Source organism: Rhodothermales bacterium (assembly GCA_041391505.1).
In the GTDB taxonomy this organism is placed as follows: Bacteria; Bacteroidota; Rhodothermia; order Rhodothermales; family JAHQVL01; genus JAWKNW01.
This window is the reverse complement of sequence record JAWKNW010000021.1, coordinates 1-21684: the sequence shown is the minus strand read 5'-3', so window position 1 is coordinate 21684 and position 21684 is coordinate 1. Positions and strand designations below refer to the sequence as shown.

At 64.2% G+C, this 21684-nt stretch carries 15 protein-coding genes; 7 read left to right on the top strand and 8 right to left on the bottom strand.

What is annotated here, in order from left to right:
- Nucleotides 1-392: 392 nt before the first annotated feature.
- The 8 genes from R2834_17630 to R2834_17595 all read right to left on the bottom strand — a co-directional run bounded on the left by R2834_17630 (nucleotide 393) and on the right by R2834_17595 (nucleotide 13864).
- Complete coding sequence (locus R2834_17630; GenBank protein MEZ4702160.1) at nucleotides 393-1889, bottom strand: sigma-54-dependent Fis family transcriptional regulator; 1497 nt, start codon at nucleotides 1887-1889, stop codon at nucleotides 393-395.
- Nucleotides 1890-1921: 32 nt separating this feature from the next.
- Nucleotides 1922-2284 carry an FxLYD domain-containing protein gene (locus tag R2834_17625; protein ID MEZ4702159.1) on the bottom strand — a complete coding sequence of 121 codons (363 nt, stop codon included), beginning with the start codon at nucleotides 2282-2284 and terminating at the stop codon, nucleotides 1922-1924.
- Between the two features lie 151 nt (nucleotides 2285-2435).
- Nucleotides 2436-5093, bottom strand: a complete 2658-nt coding sequence (locus R2834_17620; protein ID MEZ4702158.1) for a valine--tRNA ligase — start codon at nucleotides 5091-5093, stop codon at nucleotides 2436-2438.
- Nucleotides 5094-5185: 92 nt separating this feature from the next.
- Complete coding sequence (locus tag R2834_17615; GenBank protein MEZ4702157.1) at nucleotides 5186-6778, bottom strand: phytoene desaturase; 1593 nt, start codon at nucleotides 6776-6778, stop codon at nucleotides 5186-5188.
- Nucleotides 6779-6931: 153 nt separating this feature from the next.
- Nucleotides 6932-8116: a chorismate synthase gene (aroC, locus tag R2834_17610; GenBank protein ID MEZ4702156.1), complete on the bottom strand. Its 1185-nt coding sequence runs from the start codon at nucleotides 8114-8116 to the stop codon at nucleotides 6932-6934.
- Nucleotides 8116-9708 carry a trypsin-like peptidase domain-containing protein gene (locus R2834_17605; GenBank protein MEZ4702155.1) on the bottom strand — a complete coding sequence of 531 codons (1593 nt, stop codon included), beginning with the start codon at nucleotides 9706-9708 and terminating at the stop codon, nucleotides 8116-8118. Before R2834_17605 ends, aroC begins: the two co-directional genes overlap by 1 nt.
- 98 nt (nucleotides 9709-9806) lie before the next feature.
- A complete protein-coding gene (locus tag R2834_17600) occupies nucleotides 9807-10586 on the bottom strand; it encodes a lysophospholipid acyltransferase family protein (GenBank protein MEZ4702154.1) in 780 nt (259 codons plus the stop codon).
- 86 nt (nucleotides 10587-10672) lie between these two features.
- Entirely contained in the window at nucleotides 10673-13864 is a 3192-nt protein-coding gene (locus R2834_17595) for an ATP-binding protein (protein MEZ4702153.1), read from the bottom strand.
- A gap of 1070 nt (nucleotides 13865-14934) precedes the next feature.
- Here R2834_17595 and R2834_17590 point away from each other — a divergent pair.
- The 7 genes from R2834_17590 to R2834_17560 form a co-directional block, all read left to right on the top strand.
- Nucleotides 14935-15129 carry a hypothetical protein gene (locus R2834_17590; GenBank protein ID MEZ4702152.1) on the top strand — a complete coding sequence of 65 codons (195 nt, stop codon included), beginning with the start codon at nucleotides 14935-14937 and terminating at the stop codon, nucleotides 15127-15129.
- Between the two features lie 45 nt (nucleotides 15130-15174).
- The gene (locus tag R2834_17585) at nucleotides 15175-15369 is read left to right on the top strand and encodes a hypothetical protein (GenBank protein MEZ4702151.1); all 195 of its coding nucleotides are present in this window, start codon (nucleotides 15175-15177) and stop codon (nucleotides 15367-15369) included.
- A 287-nt stretch (nucleotides 15370-15656) separates the two neighbouring features.
- On the top strand, nucleotides 15657-15986 hold the full coding sequence (locus tag R2834_17580) for a hypothetical protein (protein MEZ4702150.1): 330 nt from the start codon (nucleotides 15657-15659) through the stop codon (nucleotides 15984-15986).
- Nucleotides 15987-16249: 263 nt separating this feature from the next.
- Nucleotides 16250-17395, top strand: coding sequence for a FecR domain-containing protein (locus R2834_17575; protein MEZ4702149.1), 1146 nt, complete (start codon nucleotides 16250-16252; stop codon nucleotides 17393-17395).
- A gap of 371 nt (nucleotides 17396-17766) precedes the next feature.
- Nucleotides 17767-20376 carry a TonB-dependent receptor gene (locus tag R2834_17570; GenBank protein ID MEZ4702148.1) on the top strand — a complete coding sequence of 870 codons (2610 nt, stop codon included), beginning with the start codon at nucleotides 17767-17769 and terminating at the stop codon, nucleotides 20374-20376.
- Between the two features lie 23 nt (nucleotides 20377-20399).
- Nucleotides 20400-21311 carry a hypothetical protein gene (locus R2834_17565; GenBank protein MEZ4702147.1) on the top strand — a complete coding sequence of 304 codons (912 nt, stop codon included), beginning with the start codon at nucleotides 20400-20402 and terminating at the stop codon, nucleotides 21309-21311.
- Between the two features lie 12 nt (nucleotides 21312-21323).
- The coding region (locus tag R2834_17560) for a hypothetical protein (GenBank protein ID MEZ4702146.1) at nucleotides 21324-21684 on the top strand (361 nt) is incomplete at its 3' end.

Here is a 21684-nt window from a genome sequence, read left to right as displayed (position 1 = left end):
CGTTCCCCGCCATAATGACGACGAACAAGAAGAGCCAAGAAGTTACCTGACGAAACCATCGTATCTGGGTCGGTTTCATCATGTGCAAAAGGTTGGTTTGAGGAAGTGCAAGAATGACCTTTACGTCATCGACCCGGATGAGCGGTCATTAAGACAGGGTGGGTTAATTCCCGGAGAAGTCGCCATCAAAACCGCCTTTACACGGGGTTCTGGGGAGGTTCCACGCCCGAGATGGCTGCGGCGGGGCCGTTGGTCGAAGAGCTATTCGTTGGCGTGCCGGCGGGTGGGATCGACGGATCAGGGACGCGCGGGCGGGTGAATCGGGCCGGCGATAGCTGGGCGATGTGGGAGCGGACGGTGCGCGGCGAACGGGCCCTGCAGGAGGGGCCAAGCTACTTCTTCGGCTCGTCCCACTCCTTCAGCTTGTAATGGAGCCAGCTTCGGGATACCTCGAGCACCCGGGCGGTTTCGGAGATGTTGCCGTCGTATTCCTTCAGGGTGCGCGTCACGAGCCGGCGCTCGCCTTCCTTGAGCGTAATGCCGGGCTCGAACGGGTCCATCGCCTCGGCCTCGGGGAGCTGCAGATCGGCCACGCTGATCAGGCTTTCCGTGGCCATCACGACGGCGCGGCGGACGGTGTTCTCCAGCTCGCGGACGTTGCCCGGCCAGGGATGGTGCTGGAGGGCGTGCAGGGCCTCGGGCGAAAACCCTTTGATGAAGGCGCGCTTGTCGATGGCGAACCGATCCAGAAAGTAGTTGGCCAGCAGCGGGATGTCGCTGCGCCGATGCCGCAGGGCCGGCGTGGTGATCGAGATGGTGTTGAGCCGGTAATAGAGGTCCTCGCGGAACTCCTTCGCCTGGATCAGCTCGCGGAGCGGCTTGTTCGTCGCCGACACGACGCGCACGTCGACCTTGCGCACCTCGTTCTCGCCCACGCGCTTGATTTCCCCTTCCTGCAGGACGCGCAGCAGCGACGTCTGCATGCGCGGCGACAGGTCGCCCACCTCGTCCAGCAGCACCGTGCCGCCGTTTGCGGCCTCGAAGAGACCGATTTTGTCCGTCGTCGCGCCCGTAAAAGCGCCTTTTTTATGGCCGAACAGCTCGCTCTCGAGGAGGCTGTCCGGCAGCGAGCCACAGAACAGCGCGACGAACGGCTTGTTTTTGCGGGCGCCGTTGTAGTGGATCGCGCGCGCCACGAGTTCCTTGCCGGTGCCGCTCTCGCCCTCGATCAGCACGCTCGCGTCGGTGTCGAGCACGCGCGAGATCGTCCGAAACACGTCCTGCATCCGCGGGCTCTGCCCGATGATGCCGTCGAACCCGTTGATCTGGGCGATCTCCCGCCGGAGCTGCCGGTTCTCGTTGCGCAGCGTCTGGTAGAACTGCGCGTGTTCGATGGCGATGGCGGACTGGTTGGCAAAGGCGGTTAGAAACGGCAGGCTGTTGGGCGTGAAACGGCCGCGTTTCTTGACGCTGTCCAGGTATACCGCCCCGATCTGCCGGCTCTTGATCCGCAGCGGCACGCAGGCGATGGACTGGATCTGCTGGAGCACGATGCTCTCCGCGCCGGCATACCGTTCGTCCTCCAGCGCCTCCGCCACGACGACGGGCTCGCCCGTCTGCAGCACCTGATGCACGACGTTCGTCGACACGTTCATCAGGTCGTCGATCTGGCGGTCGCTCACATTCTGGCGCACGCTGACGGTGAATCCCCTGGGGTCGGTCTCGTCCTCGAGCAGCAGAAATCCCCGCTCCGCCTGGAGGGTGTCCATGGCGATCTCGAGCACTTTTTCGAGCAGCGCGCCGGGCTCCTGGATGGAGTTGATGACGAGCGCGATATCGGTCAGCGCCTGAAAAGAAGTACGGGGTGAGTCGTTTACCGCCTCGCTCATGGTCGGTTGTATTGCGCGCGCCCGCCGGCCCGTCAGAGCACGAGCACGCTTTTTACGCTCGCGCCGCGAATGTCCAGATCCGTATCGACCGGTTCTCTGAACGCCTTCCGGGAGCCGGGCGAGACATCCTGGATCGTGACGCTCATCGTCGATACCCGCACGTTGTTCTCGTCGTACAACGAGATCTGAATCTGGGCGTTGCGAATGGGCGTCTCGGTGGGATTGTAGAGGGTGCCCGTCACGATACGCGCGCCGCCGGGCAACTTCGCGTAGCGGACATCCTCCACCTGCACCTGCGTATCCGCCGCGTCCGTCTCGTCCGTAGACGCTCCGCACCCGCCGAACAGTACCGCAAGAAACACCAGCCCGGCGATGCCGGGCCATCTATCTATCATCGAAACAATCATCGTTTGCTATCAGGCATGTGAACCAGCCAGACATGCAAACGACGCGCCGAGGGCGGAAGGTCCCAGGCGTGAGAGTCAAGGTTCAAGGTCATCCTCTCCAGAGTCCCTTAAACCTTGACCCTCAAACCTTACACCCCGCTCACCCCAGATCCGCCAGGTTGGCGCGGAGCCGGGTCAGTTCCTCGTCCGTCTGCCGGGCCTTGTCGCGTTCGGCCTGCACGACGTCGGCCGGCGCGCGCGAAACGAAGTTCTCGTTTTCCAGCTTGCGGAGGACGCTCTGGAGGTAGCCGGCCTTCTGCGCGATCTCTTTGCCCAGGCGGTCGCGCTCGACGCTGAGGTCGATCATGCCGGCGAGCGGGATAAACACCTCGTTCGCGCCGACCACGACCGACGCACTCGCCTTGGGCTTCTCCTGACCGACACCGACCTGCAGGTCCCGCACCTTCGCCAGCCGCTCGAAATACCGGCGGTTGGCGGTCAGGGTCTCGAGCAGGCCATTCGCGTTCGCCGGCAGGTTCAGGATGGCGTCGATCTCCTTGCCGGGCGACACGCCGTATTCGTTCTTCACATTGCGGATGCCGGAGATCAGCGCCTGCATCAATCCGAGCGCCTCGATGGCGGACGCGTCGATCTCGCCGGCGTCCGACGCCGGCCACGCCGAGGCGATGCAGGCCTCGCGGGGCGCGCGCGGACGCAGACGCCACCACAGGTCCTCCGTGATGTACGGCATGAACGGGTGAAGCAGCTGCAGCATCTTTTCGTACAGCTCGATCGCCAGCGCGATCGTCTCGTCGGCCACCGGCTGCCCCTGCTGGGGTTTGATCAGCTCCAGATACCAGTCGCAATAATCCCCCCAGAAGAGGGTGTAGATTTTGGTCAGGGCGTCGTTCAGACGGTACCGGTCGATGTCTTCGTTGACCTCGACGATGGTCTGATTGAGCCGCGTCACCATCCATCGCTCGACAAGTTCGAGGTCTTCGAACCGGCGCGTGCGCCGGTACGCCTTGCCGTCGTCCATGAACTGGCCGAACACGTTGAAGGCGTTCCAGATCTTGTTCGCGAAGTTGCGCCCCATCTCGAACTTCGTGGGGTCGAGCTTGATATCCTGCCCCTGCGCACAGAGCACGGTCAGCGAGAACCGCACGGCGTCGGCGCCATACTGCTCGATCATCTCGAGAGGATCGATGCCGTTGCCGAGGCTCTTGGACATCCAGCGGCCCTGCTTGTCCTTGATCATCCCCGTGATGAAGATGTCGCGGTACGGGATATCCCCCATGAAATGGAGGCCGGCCATGATCATGCGGGCGATCCAGAAAAAGAGGATGTCGTACCCCGAGACCAGCACCTGGCCCGGGTAGAAGTAGGCGAGATCCTGCTCGATGGCGTCCGTCTTTTTCGGCCACCCCAGCGTCGCGAACGGCCACAGCCAGGACGAGAACCAGGTATCGAGTACGTCCTCATCCTGAATCATGCCTGGCTCGGGCTGCTCGACCGACACAACGAAAGGCCGGCTCTCGTCGATCTGTCCCTGCGCGTCGGGGTGATACCAGACGGGGATGCGATGGCCCCACCAGAGCTGCCGGCTGATGCACCAGTCGCGGATGTTCTCGAGCCAGCGGTAGTACTCGTTCTCCCACCGCTTGGGGTAAAACGTGATCTTGCCGCTCCGCACGGCCTCGATGGCCGGCTCGGCCAGCGGCTGCATCCGGACGAACCACTGACGCGAGATCAGCGGCTCGATGACGGCCTTGGAGCGGCTCGAAATCGGGACCGTCAGCCGGTGCGGCTCGGTCTTCTCCAGCAGGCCCTGCGCCTCGAGGTCGGCCACGATGCGTTCGCGCGCGGCGAATCGGTCGAGGCCGGCATAGGGTCCGCCGAGCGCATTGATGGTGGCGTCGGGGTTGATGACGCCGATGCATTCGAGACCGTGCTTCTGGCCGATCTCGAAGTCGTTTTTGTCGTGCGCCGGCGTGATCTTGAGTGCCCCGGCCCCGAACTCCATCTTCACGTACTCGTCGGCGATGATCGGAATCGGCCGGCCCAGCAGCGGCAGCACGGCTTTTTTGCCGATGAGCTCCCGGTACCGCGGGTCGTCGGGGTGCACGGCGATGGCGGAGTCGCCCAGCATCGTTTCGGGCCGCGTCGTGGCGATCGTGATGTGGCCGCTGCCGTCTTCGAGCGGGTAGCGGACATACCACAGAAAGCCGTCGCGCTCGACGTTGTCGACCTCCTCGTCGGACAGCGCCGTCATGTCGACCGGGCACCAGTTGATCATGTACTCGCCGCGATAGATCAGCCCTTCGTCGTAAAGGCGCACGAAGACATGCTGAACGGCCTTGACGTAGGCGTCGTCGAAGGTAAATCGTTCGCGGTTCCAGTCGCACGAGTCGCCGAGCCGGCGCTTCTGCTGCAGAATGATGTCGCCGTATTCATCGACCCATTCCCAGCATTTTTCGAGAAAGGCTTCGCGGCCCAGATCGTGGCGATTCTTGCCTTCCTGCGCCTTGAGGGTCCGCTCGACGACGTTCTGCGTTGCGATGCCGGCGTGGTCCTTCCCGGGCATCCACAACGCCTCGAACCCCTGCATCCGGCGGAGCCGCGTGAGGGCGTCCTGGATGGTGTCCTGCAGGGCATGGCCCATGTGCAGCCGGCCCGTCACGTTGGGCGGCGGCATCACGATCACGTGCGGCTTCTTATCCGGATCGCGCTCCGTGGAAAAGAACCCGTTCTCTTCCCAGAACGCATACCACTTCTTCTCGATCGATTGCGGGTCGTATGCGGCTTTGCTGGCGGCCATGGAGGTTACTGCGTTGAACCGTTAAAGGAGTAGCAGAAAACCGTAGCCCGCCAACGCATGTTCCGCCCGTCCGGACGCGCCCCGCGCCGCGCTTACCGCGCCCCGGCAAAGGTCCCGTTCCGCCCCACGATCGCCGCCGGATCCGGCACCACGGTGTCCAGCACGCGGGCCGTGGACAGCACCCCGGGCAGGCCCGCGCCCGGATGCGTGCCGGCGCCGACGAAATAGAGGCCGTCGATGTCCTCGCTGGCGTTGTGCGGCCGGAAGTAGGCGCTCTGGGTCAGCACCGGCTCGATCGAAAACGCCGCGCCCTTGAACGAGAGGTAGTCGTCGAGAAAGCCCTGCGGCGTCAGGACCCGGGAGGTCGCCAGCGACTCTGACAGACCCGGCAGCACGGTCATCGCCAGATAGGACTCGATGGCCTTGCGGTACCGCTCCGCCTGCTGCGACCAGTCCACCCCGCTGTCGAGGTGGGGCACCGGCGAAAGCACGTAGAAGGCGTCGCATCCCTCCGGCGCCATGGCCGGGTCGGTGGCCGACGGGCGATGGAGGTACAGGCTGAAGTCGTCCGCCAGCCGCTTGTGCTCGAAGATGTCCTCGAGTAGCCCTTTGTAACGCGGACCGAGGAGGATCGTGTGGTGGGCGACGTCCGGGTACTGCCGGCGCGTGCCGAAATACCACACGAACAGGCTCATCGAGTAGCGGGCCGCGTCGAGGCGGGCGTCCGTCCACCGCGTCCGGCTGTGGGCCGGCAGGAGGTGCCGGTAGGTCCAGGCCACGTCCGCATTGGATACCACGAGATCCGCCGGGATCGTCTCCCCCGTGGCGAGCCGAACACCCGTGGCACGCTGGCCGTCGAGCGTAATCTCCCGCACCTCTTCGCCGAGACGGATCGACACGCCGCGCGATTTCAGGAGGCCGACCAGGCCCCGCACCAGCGACCCCGTTCCCCCCATCGCGTAGTGCACGCCCCACTTGCGCTCCAGAAACGCGATCAGGGTGTAGATGGAGGTGACGTTGAACGGATTCCCGCCCACCAGCAGCGGATGAAAGGAAAGCACCTGCCGGATCTTCTCGTGCTTGATGTATTTCGACACGAGGCCGTAAACGGTGCGATAGCTCTCGAGCGCCGCCATCGCCGGCGCGATCTTGAGCATGTCCGTCACCTTGCCGAACGGGACATGCCCGAGCTCCTCGAAGCCGATACGGAAGATCTCGGCGCTTTTTTCGAAGAACCGCCGGTAGCCCTCCACATCCTCCGGACTGAACCGGGCGATCTCGCGGCTCATGGCCTCGGGGTCGGCGGTGTAGTCGAACGACGTGCCGTCGTCGAAGCGGATCCGGTAGAAGGGGGATACGGGGCGCAGCTCCACGTCGTCCGCCATGTTGCGGCCGCAGAGCGACCAGAGCTCCTCGAACAGGAACGGCGCCGTGATGACCGTGGGGCCGGCATCGAACGCGAACCCGTCCTGCTCGAACACCCGGGCGCGGCCGCCGGCCTGCTCGAGCCGATCGACGAGCGTCACCTGAAAACCCCGCACGCTGAGCCGTATCGCAGCCGCCAGCCCGCCAAAGCCCGCGCCGATGACCACCGCGTGCGGCGCGTCGTCCTCAACAGGACGGGGGGTCGTGGAGGTATTCAGCCGGGCGTCGGCACGATGGACGAGGGAGTCGATCCAGGGCATAGGAGCTCAAGGAATAACGTTCAAGGTTCAAGGAATAAAAAATGCAGGCATGAACGTTACACGCCCGGGCAAGAGAGCAACTAGCGACATCCCATGAATGCCACCTCGAAATGGCCCTTGAACGTTGAACTTCGAACCTTAAACTGTAAAAAGCTACGCGTTCGAACCCCCGTACCGCTCGAGGATCTCCGCCAGGCTGTCTCCGCCGTATTTCTCCAGAAAGGCGTTGGCTATCGTGACGGCTACGACGGCTTCGGCCACGGTGGAGGCCGCCGGCACGCTCGTGACGTCGCTGCGCTCGTAGCGGGTCGGGGTCGATTCGCCGGACGCGATGTCGACGGTGCCGAGCGGCTTGATCAGGGTGGGGATGGGTTTCATGAAACCGCGCACGACGATGGGCATCCCGTTGGACATGCCCCCCTCGATCCCGCCGGCGTGGTTCGAACGCCGTGGGTAGGAGGCCCCGTTTTTGTCGATCGGGTCGTGGAAACGCGATCCGGGCACGCGCGACGCATCGACGCCGTCGCCAATCTCAACGGCCTTCTGCGCCTGAATCGAGAGGATGGCCTGGGCGAGCAGCCCGTCGAGCTTGCGGTCCCACTGAACATAGGAGCCCAGCCCGGGGGGGACCCCGGTCACGATCACCTCGTATTGCCCGCCGAGCGAATCGCCCTGCTGCTTGATCTGCTTGATGTGCTCGATACAGCGTTGGGACAGGTCGGCATCCAGCATCCGCACTTCGCTGCCGTCGGCCAGGGTATTGAGTGTCTCGGCGCCGGCGGACGTGATGTCGGCCACACGGTCGCGCCACGCGTCGGGACTGTCATATCCAACTTCCCCGATGCGCACCACATGGCTGCCGATCTCGATGCCCACCTGCTTGAGGAACTGCCGGGCGATCGAGCAGCAGGCGACGCGCATGGCCGTCTCGCGGGCGCTCGATCGGTCGATGACCGGCCGGATGTCGTCGAACCGGTATTTCTGCACGCCGGTAAGGTCCGCATGTCCGGGGCGGGGCAGCGTGATAGGCTCGACCCCCTCGCCACGGCCGTCCACGGCCATGACGACGGGCCAGCCCGACTTGTCCTTCTGATAGGCTTCGTTTTCGAGCTTCAGCGCGATGGGGCCGCCCATGGTCTGCGAAAAGCGGACGCCGGAATAGAAGTGGACGAGATCCTTTTCGAACTTGGCGCGGCCGCCGCGGCCGAAACCGAGCCAGCGGCGGGCGAGGTGGGTGTTGATGTCGTCGGCCACCAGCGGGATGCCCGCCGGCACGCCCTCGACGATGCCGATCAGCGCCTCGCCATGCGATTCGCCGGCCGTCAGATATCGAATCATCAGGGGGTAGTCTCCAGTGAAGCCGGTACGTCTGCTTCGTAAAACGCGATGCGGCCGTCCTGCCGGCGCACCTGGAACACAACCGGCTCGCCCTCGCGTGCCAGCTTCTCGAGCAGCCCCACGGCCACTTCGAGGGAATACACTTCCTGGTCGTTCAGCGCGGTGATGACCACGTCGCGCGGCAGGCCGGCGAGCGACGGCGTGCTGCCGTTCGCCACGTAGGCGACATACGCGCCATGATCCACGCCGAACCGCGTACGGGCCCGGTCGCCGACGGCCTGCAAGCCCAGACCCCAGGATTTGACCTCGAAGGTCGCCTCGGCCTCTTCAGGCCGCTCCGGCGCCTCGAGTGACGGACCCTGGCGCTCGCTGCGGCGCTGCAGGTCGCTGATCCAGGTCTGATACCCCGGATCGTCGCGCCCGAGGAGACGCACATGGAACAGGCGGATCGACGCATCGCGCCAGACTTGCAATTCGAGGAGATCGCCCGGGTGGAAGCGGGCCACCGTGCGCTGCAATTCGTTGGTGGCATCCACCCGCCGGCCGTTGATCGCGAGGATGACGTCGCCCTGCTTCAGGCCGGCTTCATGCGCGTGGGTTCCGTTGTGCACCCCCGTCAGCAGCACGCCGCCGATGCGGTCGAGCCCCAGATCCCGCGCCAGCTCGGCGTTGATGTCGCCGATCTCGACGCCCAGGAATCCGCGGCGAACCTCGCCGTAGGCGATGAGGTCGCGCGCGACGCGGTCCACGAGGTTGACCGGCACGGCGAACCCGTAGCCCTCATACGACCCGCTCTCCGTGGCGATGGCCGTGTTAATCCCGATGAGTTCGCCCTCGAGGTTGACCAGCGCGCCGCCCGAATTGCCGGGGTTGATGGCCGCGTCCGTCTGGATGAAATCCTCGATGCTGAAATTGTCCTCTATGATATTGACCTGCCGGCCCAGCGCGCTGACGATGCCGGCGGTGACGGTCGACGTGAGCCGGAACGGGTTGCCGATGGCGATCACCCAGTCGCCCACGGCGACCTGATCCGAATTGCCGATCCGCGTCTTGGGAAGCCGCTCGTCGGTGATGGCGCGGATGACGGCCAGATCCGTGGAGGCGTCGGTACCGATCACCTCGGCCGGGTAATGCCGCTTGTCGTCGAGCGTCACCCAGATCTGCTGCGCGTTGTCGACGACGTGATTGTTGGTGACGATGTAGCCGTCCTCGCTGATGATGACGCCGCTGCCGACACTCTGGCGCGGCGAGCGGAAGCTCGGCAGCCAGCGGCGCTGCGCCTCGTCGACTTCCATGTCCACCCGGATAAACACGACCGCCGGCTTTACGATGCTCGCGACATGCCGGAACGTCTCGCTCAGCGCCATCATACTCACCTGGGGCACCGCCTGCGCCGTGTCTGAATAGACCGGGGGCGTCAGGGACTCCTCGGGATCCAGGTCGACCCGCTCGACAACCGTCGGCGTCTCCGCCAGGCGGGATTGCGACTGGATGACGAACAGCATGAACAGAATGCCGGCCAGCAGCCCGATCACCACGAGTCCGATGCCCGTGAGCAGGCGAATGCCATGTGCGTCTTTTGCGTCAGCCATGCGTGTGTTGCCAGATAACGTTACATCGGAGGGTATCGTTGGGGCGCTGGGAGCGGTCTCGGGGAGCGGTCGCGATGGGCCACGAAGCGAGCGGCCGTTCAGGAGGATGCGCCTTCGCTGATGCGAAAGCCGCCGAGGGATTCGACGGCCTCCTGTGTGAGCCGGGCCAGCTCTTTTCGATCCCGCCCGGCCGTGGCCACCGGCTCGCCGACATGCAGCGATATAACAATGCGCTTGGCTTTCAGAAGTTGCCACGCATGCTTGAACATCGTGGTCTCGCTCGTCCAAGTCAAGACCTGCCGCAGGAAAGCGGGATCCTCGCGCCCGGCCACCGAAACGCCTTTCAGACAGAGCGGCAGGACGGCGGTGTCGGGGAGACCCGCTACGGCCGCGAAGGAGCCGGTCTTGAAGGTGAGCACCCCCGTCCCGTTGCTGGTCGTCCCCTCCGGAAAGACGAGCACGGAGACGCCTTCCCTGAGCCGCTGCTGGACCTGCTCGACCAGCTGCCCGGTTTGCATCTTGCGCTCACGCTCTACAAAGATGACGCCAACCAGCCGGGTCACCCAGCCCACGAACGGCCAGTGCCGCACTTCGGCCTTGGAAACAAACGTGACATGCAGGCGCGATGCGATGGCCACCGTATCGAGCAGCCCGAGGTGGTTGCTGACGGCGAGCATCCCATCTTGAGACGGTAGTTCGCCATGGAGCTGCACCTCCACGTCGAGCGCGCGGCAGATGCCGCGGCAGCCGGCTTGCTGCTTGTACGCGCGGTACCGGGGCCGATCGGCCTCGGGCACGCGATGCAGCGTGAGGATCAGATGAACGCAATGCGCCAGGGTAGAAAAAAACGCGCGCGTGAGCCGCCAGACCGGACGCATGATCGTGGTTTTTATGAACGGACCCGATACACCGCGCCCCAGCCGCGTGAGATCCGCGCCATCGGATGCGGGATACGTAAGGTCCGTTATGAAGAAGGATAGGGGGTTGAGGCCGACTCGGTCCAATCCCCCGAAGCGCTGGATGCGGCATGCCCGTCGCCGGCTTCCCGATGGATCGGAAAGACGATGGTGAAGGTGCTGCCGCTGCCTTTTACGCTTTTGACGAGGATCCGGCCTCCCATCAGGTCGACCAGATGCGACGTGATAGCCAGGCCGAGGCCGCTGCCTTCCGGCTGACCGTCATCGCGCGGCTCCTGTTTGAACTCGCTGAACAAATGGGGGATGAAACTCTCCGCGATGCCCACCCCCGTGTCGCTGACATGGATCCGGACCTCGTTCCCTTCCTGTTCCACCTCGACCGCGATTTCGCCTTCATCCGTGAACTTGATCGCATTCCCGATCAGGTTATACATGATGCGCTCGAAGCAATGCGTATCGAGCAACGTCTCGATCGGCGCATCGGGCCGCCGCACATGCATGTGCAGGTGCTTGTTTCTGGCCAGCTGCGACATCATGTCGACGACTTCTTCCGACTTCTCGCAGATGTCGAGCACCTCCAGGCGCACTTCGAGCATCCCGGCCCTGAGTTTCGTCAGATCGAGCAACGAATTAATCGTTTTGAGCAGACGCTTGCCGTTCTCGTCGATCAATTCCAGAAATTCGATCTGACCGGCCGGGATTTCTTCTTTCAGCACGTCGGTGAACCCCAGAATCGCGGTGAGCGGGGTACGCAGCTCGTGCGAGGCGTTTGCGAGGAACTCGTCCTTCAGCTTGTTCGCCTGCTTCAGGGTCTCATTGGCGGTGCGGAGCTGGCTATTCGCCTCGTTGAGCCGCTGGTTGACCGAGCGTTCACGCTCCAGCTCCTTCAATTCCTCCCGTGCGCGGCGATGCCGGACGAATTGCACGACCGGCGTGAGCAGGATGAGCCCGTACAGGGTCCACGCCAGGCCGTTCCAGTACCACGGCCGATGGATGCGAAACGAGGCCGATACTTCGTTGGTGAACAGGTGCGAGCGCGTCTGCGCCTGCACCTTGAACTCATACACGCCGGCCCCGAGGTTGCGATAGGTGGCGGACGTAGCCGGCGACCAATCCGACCAGCGACTGTCGAAGTGCTCGAGCTTGTATTTATAGAGCACCTCATCCGGCGTCGTATACTCCGGCAGCACAAAGTCGAACGTCAGGTCGTTCGTCTCATGGTCCAGTTCGAGGCGCGTCCCGAACTGCGTCCAGGCTTCGCCGGGGTTGGCCAGCAGCAAGGAATCGGTGGCCGCGATGGTGACGCGGCGGATGAGGGGGTTGAAATAGACCGTGCGATCCACGCCGGTGTCGAGCCGCTCCACATACCGATAGAGGTTGCTCCCGCAGGCGATCCACATCGTCCCGTAGTGATCCTCGTACACCGACACCGAAGCCCCCCAGCGCGGCATGTTCACTTCCTCCAGGGTATGACGCACGTAGCCGCCCTCCTCAGTTTTCTGCGCATAAACCAGATGATCCCGGTACACGAGCCACACGACATCGCCGATCTCCGATAGCGTGACCAGCGAATCGTTCACGATGTGCGGCGAGGCGAGCAGCGTATCCGCCACGAAGCGGTCCGCGCCGGCGCCGTCCGTTTCATGCATGAACAGCCCGCGACGAGGCACGAAGCGCATCGTCCCGTCGACGGCGGCGAGCACGACGTGGCCGTCCCAGGGCATGGCTTCGGGGTCGATGCGGGTGATGACGCCGGTGCGGTCGGACGGGCCGGCGAAGCGGATCTTCCACAGCGCATTTTCCGAACTGCGCGTCACGACCCACAGCGTCCCATCGCCCTCCTCGCTCATGGAAAGCACCGGATCGCTGATTTCATCGGCGAAGCGAACCACGTCCCAGGTGCTGCCTTTTTTCTCGAGCCGCCCGAGCCCCTTCTGCATCCCGAGGTATACCCGATCCGGGTACCGCTCGGACGCTACGATGCGGCGCACGTTTTTGATCGGCTCCTCCAGGGGCAGGAGCTTGAACCGGTCGCCGGCGAGGCGCATCACGCCTTCCTCGGTGCCGGCGAACAATTCGCCCCGGAAGGCGGCGAAAGCCCAGGCCGTGAGCGGCTTCTCGGCGACGGCTTCAAAGGCCCGGGGGTTGTAGAGCCCCCCATCCGACGGATCGCGCTGTTTGAGACGGAATATGCCGTTGGCGGAAGCGGTATAAAACCGGTCGCCGAAACGAATCATGTCGTGCACTTCCGGCAGGCCGTGCGAGGGACCGAACTCGGTGAGCGCCACGGGCGCGTTGACACGCGAGACCCCGTTCGCGTTGTGCGCGATCCAGAGCCCGCCGTTGGCGTCCACGTGCATCCCGTTGCCGTCGCGCGGGACCCCGTAGTTTTCGTCCAGGACCTGAATGAGCTGCCCATCCCGGCGGATGATAACGACGCCGCTGCCCATCGTGCTCAGCGCGAGATAGCCGCTGGGCAGGGCCACACCATTATAATAGGCGATCTCACTGCCTTTCAGGTGGTCGTCCACCTCGATCGGGGAGATGTCGCCCTCGACCATGAGGTACAATTCGAGCGGACCGTCGATCCCCTTCTGGGCGGCGATGAGTATGCTGGAGGCACCCGCCGGCGTCATCGACACGATCCGCTTCCGGGCAAACAGGTCTCCTCCGGCCACGGCGTGCAATTCGTCGCCGGAAATCTCCTGGAGGCCGATCGAATCGGTGCGCACAAAAAATCGATCCTCCACGCCGAAGGCCGTGTGCATGCGCAGGTCGGAATCCCAAACCTTCATGGCCTGGCCGTCCCACCGAAGAATGCGTTTGTTGGTCTGGAAAAAGACGCCGTGGGATGTCCGGACCGTATTCCAGACGTAGGTGAAGTTGCGCCGGTCCGCCGGCACGTACCCGAGGAGGGACACGAACTGCATGGCGCCCAGCGAGTCGGCCGCGAGGTATCCGATTTCGCCGCGTCCGCCGACAAACACAACGCCGCTGTCGCTCAGGGCGACGGAAAAGGCCCCTTCGCCGTTGGCCATCCGGATGCGTCGCCAGCGCGCGCTGTCGTATTCGAGAATGCCGGAGTGGTTCGCAACGTAGGCGATCCCGCGCCGATCCTGCACCACGCCCCAGTTCTGTCCGTGGCCGGCGTAGGCTTCCGCCGGAAAACGATGGAGATCGTACGCGTAGCCGACCTGCTCGTGATAGGGGGCATCCTGTGCGAAAACCGGCCAGCACATACCAAACAGGAGCAACCAGGCACTATGAACGAATACATGCTTCATCAGATAGGCGCTGCGAGATAACAGATGCGTAGACAGGCTGTGGGGGCGCGATGCGGGTCAGAAAATCGCAGAGACAGGAGCATGCCAGAAGCGAGGCAAGGCTACAGAAAGTGGGTGATGACTGTCGTGGCGAACAGGCGAAACATACGCCCCGGTGCCGCAAGACGCAACGAATTTCAGTGAGCTTGAAACGGCAGGTCGAGGTATTCCGGATGGGTGATCGCACTGCCGGGCTTAGCCGGTAAACGCTGCCGGCCACGCCATAAATCGCGCAAGTTAGGAAGGATTACTTAAGTAATCTGTTTCTAAATCTTCACAGGTGTGTGGGGATTTTGTAGCGCGTACCAACTTATTTTCCGACCTCACAGCATAACCCTGCCCGGGTTATGCTGCACAACGACCCTCCGGGCGCCTACCGCCAACCCCACTCGGCACCAGCCGCCCCAACGAGTAGCTTCGACCCCCGAAGCCTCCTCTTCCTGTTTAGCCGGCACGCGGGCACCCCGTTGCTGTGTGCCGTTAACCTAAACGTTCAATAACCTGTAAGTAGTATGTGAGTCCGCATCCGCCCGGTCCAGGGCTCGAACGAACGGACTTTCCACATTCCTTCGTTCCACCCGCTCCCCGTCGCTAAGAACACGTCCCGTCCGTGAGGGAGCCGGCTCTGTCCTGCCAGAGAGGTCGTCGCACCGTGGCTCAGGCCATTCCTCTCTGCATCAAACGAAAGCATGCCCCGCCGCCGCCCTCTCCCGACGGCTTGCGCCCGCATGATTTCCGTTTTTCGCCCACCTCGCTGTTCTAGATGTGCCCCGACCGGGCACGTATCAGGTTTCCTTTACCAATAACCCGACACTGCAAGCATCCCTCGTCAGCCGATCCGTCGGCCGGGGTCGGCTATTGCGCATCCCGCAATACGTCCGGACCGAGGTCGGCTCAACGGGTATGGCCTGTTTCCCCTTTTTCCCCTGTTTCCAGCCCGGCGGACCTCCTGAATGTCCGCCTCAACCAACACCCAGAGGTACACCATGAACACTATCCGCTTCTCCTTCCGCTCCTTCGTCGTCGTCCTCAGCCTCGCCGGCGCCACCTTCCTCGCCGGCTGTAACGCCGCGTCCCTCACCGGGCCCGAGCCCACCCCCGTCCAGAACGAGGGCGGCGACGGCAATGGCGGTGGCAACGGCGGCGACTCCCACGACGAGTCCGATCCCCGCAACATCTGATTCCCCGCTTTCTACTTCACCTTCACGCTTTTTGAGGTCTCTACCATGAACACCATCCGCTTCTCCTTCCGCTCCTTCGTCGTCGTCCTCAGCCTCGCCGGCGCCACCTTCCTCGCCGGCTGCAACGCCGCATCCCTCGCCGGGCCCGAACCCACCCCCGTCCAGAACGAGGGCGGCGACGGCAATGGCGGTGGCAACGGCGGCGACTCCCACGACGAGTCCGATCCCCGCAACATCTGACGATGATACAATCCGCGCATGATGCTAATAAACGGACCGCTCAACCCGATCGAGCGGTCGAGCGGTCCGTTAGTATCGACTAACTTTTTTACAGTTATCCCCGCAATCAGGCACAATCAATGCGTACATTAAGTGTACTAGGTCTGTCTGAAAAATCGATCAGACAGAACCGTATCCTGAACGTGTTTCGGGATCCGGCGCCTTCCAGGTGGATCGCCGGATGCGCACGAATCACCCGGACGATTTTTCAGACACTGCCAGGAAAAAACCGGGCTTCTTTTAGATCGATGTTTCCTTTCGTCATTTTCCTCTTTGCGTTTGGCTTTTTGTTCGGTGTTGCGACAACGGATGGCGACACTCCGGGCGATACGACGAAACAGGCCGTAGTCTGGCATAAAACAGCGGTCTCATCCGAGACCATGCTGCTGGAACAGCACGTGATCGATACGGCCATCAAGGCCAGGCAGAAAAAGGCCGAACCGAAAACCCCCTACCCGCACAACCTTGAAGCCCGCGATGGCTATTCGGCAGAATACGCCAGACGGATGCAGGTGCCGGCCCCGATCATCCCCGCGCGCCAGAAAGCAGCCGAGCCGGGAGACCCTCAGAACATCTGACCGGTGGATTACCAGGTCGATGCAGCCCGCATGTCGAGGACGCCAGGACGGCGAGCAGGAGATCCCTGGCCATGAAGTCCTGATCCGAGCCGGATACACCATGAACCCTTTTTATCGAAGCCCATTCGTCACCGAGTGGGCTTCTTCATTTTATTTCCCTCCATGCCGTTACCCGGTGGACGTTTGGAGCGGCTATTGTTGTGTTCGACCCCACGACACAAACCACTCTTCTAACCAGAGCGCCAGCCCGCGTCCCCTAGTTCATGCGCGACGCCTACGAAGCCATCCTGCATTACGACGAGCTAACGCCCGAAGAGCGTGGGGCGCTGCGCGATGAGTTGGAGACCCATCCCGAACTCAGGACCCTGTTGACGCGCTGGCAGATGCTGGGCGCGCACGTGCGGGAACGCCTGAACCACGATGTGCCCGACCGCTCCCTGCTCGTACTGTATGCGTTGGAAGCGGAAGGCGTTGCCCTGAGCGACGAAGAATCGGCACGCCTGCACGCCGGCATGCCGGCGCTGCGCGCGGCGCTGGAAGCGCATCCCGGGCTCGAGGACGTCACCAACCAGATCCGCGAGGCGAGCCGGGATTTCAGCCAGCTCTGGGAAGAGGTCCCCGCGGCGCCGGCGCGGCGCGATCGCGCCCCGAGCCGCCGACGCGGTGTACGCGCCCTGTGGTCAAATCGTCTGGCCGGCGCGCTGGTCATCCTTGCGGTGGTTGGCAGCCTGTCCGTTTATGCCTGGCGCAGCGAACACCTCGTCGTCGTCCGCACCGATCCGGGGCAGAGCGAGGACATCGTATTCGCGGACGGCTCCACGATCCGGCTGCACGGCAAGTCGCGCCTGTCGTATCGCCGGCGCGACGACGCGCCCGCGTACACCCGGACGGTCTCGCTGCGCGGCCAGGCCTTTTTCCACATCATCCCGGGCAATGAAGCGTTTGTCGTGGAGACGCCGGCGGCGCTGACGCGCGCGATCGGGACCAGCTTCAGCGTTGAAGCCAGCCTCGCCGAAACGCGCGTCATCCTGGCCAACGGCCAGGTGTCCGTCACCTCCCGCCGCTGGAATCATCCTCCGGTGACGCTGGCGCCGGGCGAGATGAGTCGTATCCAGGTCCTGCGCGCGCCGACGCCCCCGGTTGCGGTGCAGGACATGACGCGCACGCTGAGCTGGTCCGGCTATCTCGTCTTTCACGACACCCCGCTCCGCGACGTAGCCAGCCACCTGAGCCGCACCTATGGCGCGGAAGTGACCGTCGCCCCCTCGCTGGAAGAGGAGCGGTTCACGGCCACGCTGTCGCCGGACAGCCTCTCCATCGATCAAACGATGAACCTGCTCGCCACCGCCTTCAACGGGCATGTCGACCGCAACGGGGCCGCTTTTCATCTCGCCACCGGCGCGCCGTAACCTCCAGCCGGCCGGCCTTCGCCCATCGTGTAACCACGTCCCCGCCCGATCCGTCTTACGATCTGACCTCACGCACTGCAGCGAAACGCTGTACGAATGACCTGAAGCGATGGGGTGTAAGATCGAAGTCGATTCGACTCGACGGTCCACCCGGACCAGACGACAGCACACCCGGCAGATCCTACCGCTCGGTTCTTTTGGCTGGAGCTCGCCGCGTCCGGATTGAACCCGTCGCCGATTGAATGGTACTTTAGTACGTGCGCGCCGGTGCGTTCTGCGCGCGCGATCAGGGTACTCCAACCCTCGACAGGCCGGGATCATTGCGTCGCAACCTATTCACCGTACTGGCTCTGCTTCTCGTTGCCCTGCGGATGGCACTGCCCGATGAGGCGGCCGCCCAATCGATCACCATCGACATCCGCAAGGCACCACTCCGGGAAGCACTTGACTACCTCAGCCTCAAAAGCGGGGTCGACTTCGTCTATTCCGTGCGGCTCATCGAGGAGAACACGGCGACGTGCCACTACGAGGGCGAATCGTTTGAAGAGGCGCTGCGCTGCGTGCTGGTCGACACCAACGTCCGCTCGATCTCCCTGCATGCCAAGCAGTACGTGCTCGCGCCGGCGATCGAAGGCGGCGCCGGCCTCGCCGGATCGAGCGCTTCCCGACAGAACAACCTGGCGCTGGGGCGCATCGTGGATCGCCAGACCGGGGCGCCGCTGCCCGGCGCCCACATCTACCTCATCGACGAGCAGCGCGGCGCGACATCCCGCAGCGACGGCACCTTTACGCTCACGCACCTGCAACGCGGCGATCACCGGGTCCGCGTCTCGTACCTCGGCTACCTCCCGGTCGACACCACTCTCGCCGCGCCCGGCAGCCGGGCGCTCCTGGCGCTGAACCCGGTCGCACTGGAGACCGACGGCCTGCTCGTCGAGGCCCCGGCACCCTCGCGGCGCGACGAACTGCCCATCCCGGGCGTCCTCGCGATATCGATACAGGATATCGAGGCGATGCCGGCGTTCAACAGCGAAAACGACCTTTTCAACACCCTCCAGTGGACGCCCGGCGTACGCAAGGAGGGCGGCATCAACACGGGGCTCCTCGTGCGAGGCGGCGCACCCGACCAGAATCTGTATCTGCTGGATGGCGCCCCGGTGTATCATCCGTGGCATGCCTTTAACCTCGTCTCCACCTTTCAGTCGGACACGTTCAAGGACATCAAGCTGTATCGCGGCGCGTTTCCGGCCCAGCACGGAGGCCGGCTCTCGTCGATCCTCGATGCGAACCTGAAGGACGGAAGCCGGACGCAGCCCCAGGCGCGCGTGGCGCTCAGCGCGCTGAGCGGCCGCTTCCTCTTCGAAAGCCCGCTCACCCGCCGGAGTTCGTTCATGGTGTCGGGCCGGCGGTCGTACCTCGACAAACTCATCGGGCGCGAGCACCCGGTAGAGGACCGCAGCGGGGTGCGGGATACCCTGCGCACGGGGTACTATTTCTCCGATTTTACCGCCAAGCTCGCCTATAAACCGGGCAACGAACACCGGCTCTCGTTCACGTATTACGCCGGCCGCGACGTCCTCGACCTGCGGCTTCCCTTCGATCTGTCGCTCGATTTTTCGTCCTGGCTGAGGCCGGCCGATCTGTACTTCGAGGTGGACCACTCCTGGGGCAACCGGCTCTACTCGTTCCAGCACAAATACCTCGTCTCACGCCGGCTGCTGCTGACGACCACGGCGTACCGGACCAGCTACAACGCCAACGAGGGCGCACTCATCCGCCCGACCAGCAACGCCATCGTGGACTCCTACTACCACGTCCGCGTGCGCGATCTCGGCGTCAAGGTCGACGGCGACTACTTCGCCAGCGACGCCCATCACATCCAGTTTGGATTTCAGGCCATCGACCATGCCTTCAACAGCAGCATCGACGCCCGCATCCAGCGAACGCCATCCGCCATCGACACCACCTCCGACGCGAGCGCGGTCGGCGCGCGCGAACAGGTGACCTATCTCGAAGATACCTGGCGCCCGACGTCTCGCCTGACCCTGCAACCCGGGGTACGCCTGAGCCGGTTCAGCAGCCGGCAGCGCCTGTACACGAGCCCGCGCCTGAGCGTCGAGTATGTAGCGGATCCGCGGTGGCTCGTCCTGCGGAGCGCGTTCGGCCAGCAGGTCCAGTTCATGCAGCGCCTGCGCGATCGCTACTCGCTGATCTACGACCTGGTATCCAGCCGATGGATTCCGACCGACCGCTCGGTGCGCCCGTCGACCGGCTACCAGGCGTCGCTCGAAGGCGAAAGCCACCCGTTTCCCTGGCTGATGCTCGCCGCCGAGACCTATATCCGGCACGCCGACCGCGTGCTCATCCCGACCGACGAATTCCAGACCAAGGACGAGCTCATCGGGCCGGGTATCGAACTCGGGTCGCTCCTGGCGCAGTACACCCAGGGCAAGAGCCGTGGATACGGGATGGAGTTCACGGCCCAGGCCCGGCGCGGCCCGTGGCTCTTCTGGGTGAACTACGCCGGCAGCCGCGCGCTCATCCGCGAATCGAACGGCACCCTGGCCGACTACCGGCCCACCGACTACGACGCGCCCCGCCTGTTTCGCTCGACCATCACCCGCTTTTTCAACACCTGGAACGTCACGCTCTCCACGACGGCCCGCAGCGGCTACCCGCTCACGGTGCCCGTTGCGCGCTACAGCCTCAACGGACCCACCGGCGAGCCGCCGACTGCGTATCTCTACCGCCCTGAAATCAACAACGGCCGGCTTCCGCCCTACCTCCGGTTCGACGTGACGATCAGCAACCGGTTTACGCTCATCGGCGCCCAATGGAAAGCGCAGCTGCATGTCTTCAACATCACGAACCGGCGCAACGTCATCGACCGCCTCTACGACCCGGCGCAGTCGATCGTGGTGCCGCGCGACCTCAAGGGGCTGCCGATCCTGCCGCTGTTCGAACTGGAAATGGAGCTGTGATGCCGGCATGGCGCGGACATAACGTGCGACGCCTCGTCGCGTGGGCCGGCCTGGCGCTGGTCCTGGCCGCCGGGTGCGATACCGTGTCGCCGACGGACGACAACGTGCTCGTGATCGAGGGGTATCTGGAAACTGGCCAGCCGCTTCCGGCCATCTCCATCCGGCGCGCCCTGTCGCTCACGACGCCCCTCGGGGGCGAACCCAACGCGATCGACGATGCCGCCCTCGCCCTCACCGTCGACGGCACGCGCATCCCCTATGCCCTCGGCGACACACCCGGGACCTACGAGCCGGTGCTCGACCAGCCGTTCGTCGTCAGCGCGTATACCCGCTTCAGCATGGAAGCCGCCTGGCGGGATCTGTCGGCCGCCGCGGAAGGGGCCATCCCCCCGTCCATCCGGCTCGACAGCGTGCTCGTGTCGGTGCCCGCGACGCCGGCGGATGCCATCCTGATCGACTCCCTGCGTCTGGATACGCTGGGTGTGGGCGCGCAGAAGGGGTATCTGTATCCCGTCGAAGTCACCATGTGGTGGCGCCCGGAAGACGTCGCCTCCGACGGCGCCTACTGGATCGAGACGCTGCTGCGGCCCCGCATCGCCTTCTCGTCGACCGTGATCGATTTTTTCCTCCAGCCGACCGACATCCGGCTCGAACAGGAGATGACCGCCCGTCCTGACGGGTCGCTCCAGTGGAAGGGGGTGTACGGCATCCCCGTCGATTCGCTGACCTCCCCCTTCCCGCCTCACGCGTTGACCGTGTATCTGGTGCGATCCCACGAGGATTACGCCGAGTTCGCCGCCACGCGGGACGCGCCGCAGCGGCGCGAGCCGAAATCCAACATCGACGGCGCGGTCGGCATCCTCGCCGGCATCTCGATGGATAGCCTCTCGCTCACGGTATCGGCTACCACAACCGCCCGCAGCAACCCTCACTGACCCCTCAGCCCCGTGCCGAGCTACGACGACGCGCATGATGAACCCCGGGCGACGCCCGCCGCCGGCACCGTGACGGCGCTGGAGCCCCAGAAAAAGAACGCCAACCGGCTGTCGGTTTTCATCGACGGGGTATTCAGTTTCGGCATCGAACAGGATGTGCTGCTGGATCACCCCATCGCGCGGGGCAGCGAACTCGGCGAGGAGGCCATCCGGCGCATCCTGGAGGACGACGCCCGGCTGCGGGCCCGGCGCTTTACCATTGCCTACCTCGCCCGCCGTGCCCGCACGGAACACGAGGTGCGCGACGCGCTCCGGCAGCGCGACTTCGCCGGCGAGGTCGTCGATCACGCGATAGAGCGGCTCAAGAACCTCA

Bases quoted from the DNA above. Each gene is read 5' to 3' on its own strand.
- R2834_17590 (MEZ4702152.1), top strand. From the start codon at position 14,935: ATGAACACTATCCGCTTCTCCTTCCGCTCCTTCGTCGTCGTCCTCAGC.
- R2834_17595 (MEZ4702153.1), bottom strand. From the start codon at position 13,864: ATGTGCTGGCCGGTTTTCGCACAGGATGCCCCCTATCACGAGCAGGTC.
- R2834_17580 (MEZ4702150.1), top strand. From the start codon at position 15,657: ATGTTTCCTTTCGTCATTTTCCTCTTTGCGTTTGGCTTTTTGTTCGGT.
- aroC (MEZ4702156.1), bottom strand. From the start codon at position 8,116: ATGATTCGATATCTGACGGCCGGCGAATCGCATGGCGAGGCGCTGATC.
- R2834_17620 (MEZ4702158.1), bottom strand. From the start codon at position 5,093: ATGGCCGCCAGCAAAGCCGCATACGACCCGCAATCGATCGAGAAGAAG.
- R2834_17600 (MEZ4702154.1), bottom strand. From the start codon at position 10,586: ATGCGTCCGGTCTGGCGGCTCACGCGCGCGTTTTTTTCTACCCTGGCG.
- R2834_17605 (MEZ4702155.1), bottom strand. From the start codon at position 9,708: ATGGCTGACGCAAAAGACGCACATGGCATTCGCCTGCTCACGGGCATC.
- R2834_17570 (MEZ4702148.1), top strand. From the start codon at position 17,767: ATGGCACTGCCCGATGAGGCGGCCGCCCAATCGATCACCATCGACATC.
- R2834_17575 (MEZ4702149.1), top strand. From the start codon at position 16,250: ATGCGCGACGCCTACGAAGCCATCCTGCATTACGACGAGCTAACGCCC.
- R2834_17625 (MEZ4702159.1), bottom strand. From the start codon at position 2,284: ATGATAGATAGATGGCCCGGCATCGCCGGGCTGGTGTTTCTTGCGGTA.
- R2834_17585 (MEZ4702151.1), top strand. From the start codon at position 15,175: ATGAACACCATCCGCTTCTCCTTCCGCTCCTTCGTCGTCGTCCTCAGC.
- R2834_17630 (MEZ4702160.1), bottom strand. From the start codon at position 1,889: ATGAGCGAGGCGGTAAACGACTCACCCCGTACTTCTTTTCAGGCGCTG.
- R2834_17615 (MEZ4702157.1), bottom strand. From the start codon at position 6,778: ATGCCCTGGATCGACTCCCTCGTCCATCGTGCCGACGCCCGGCTGAAT.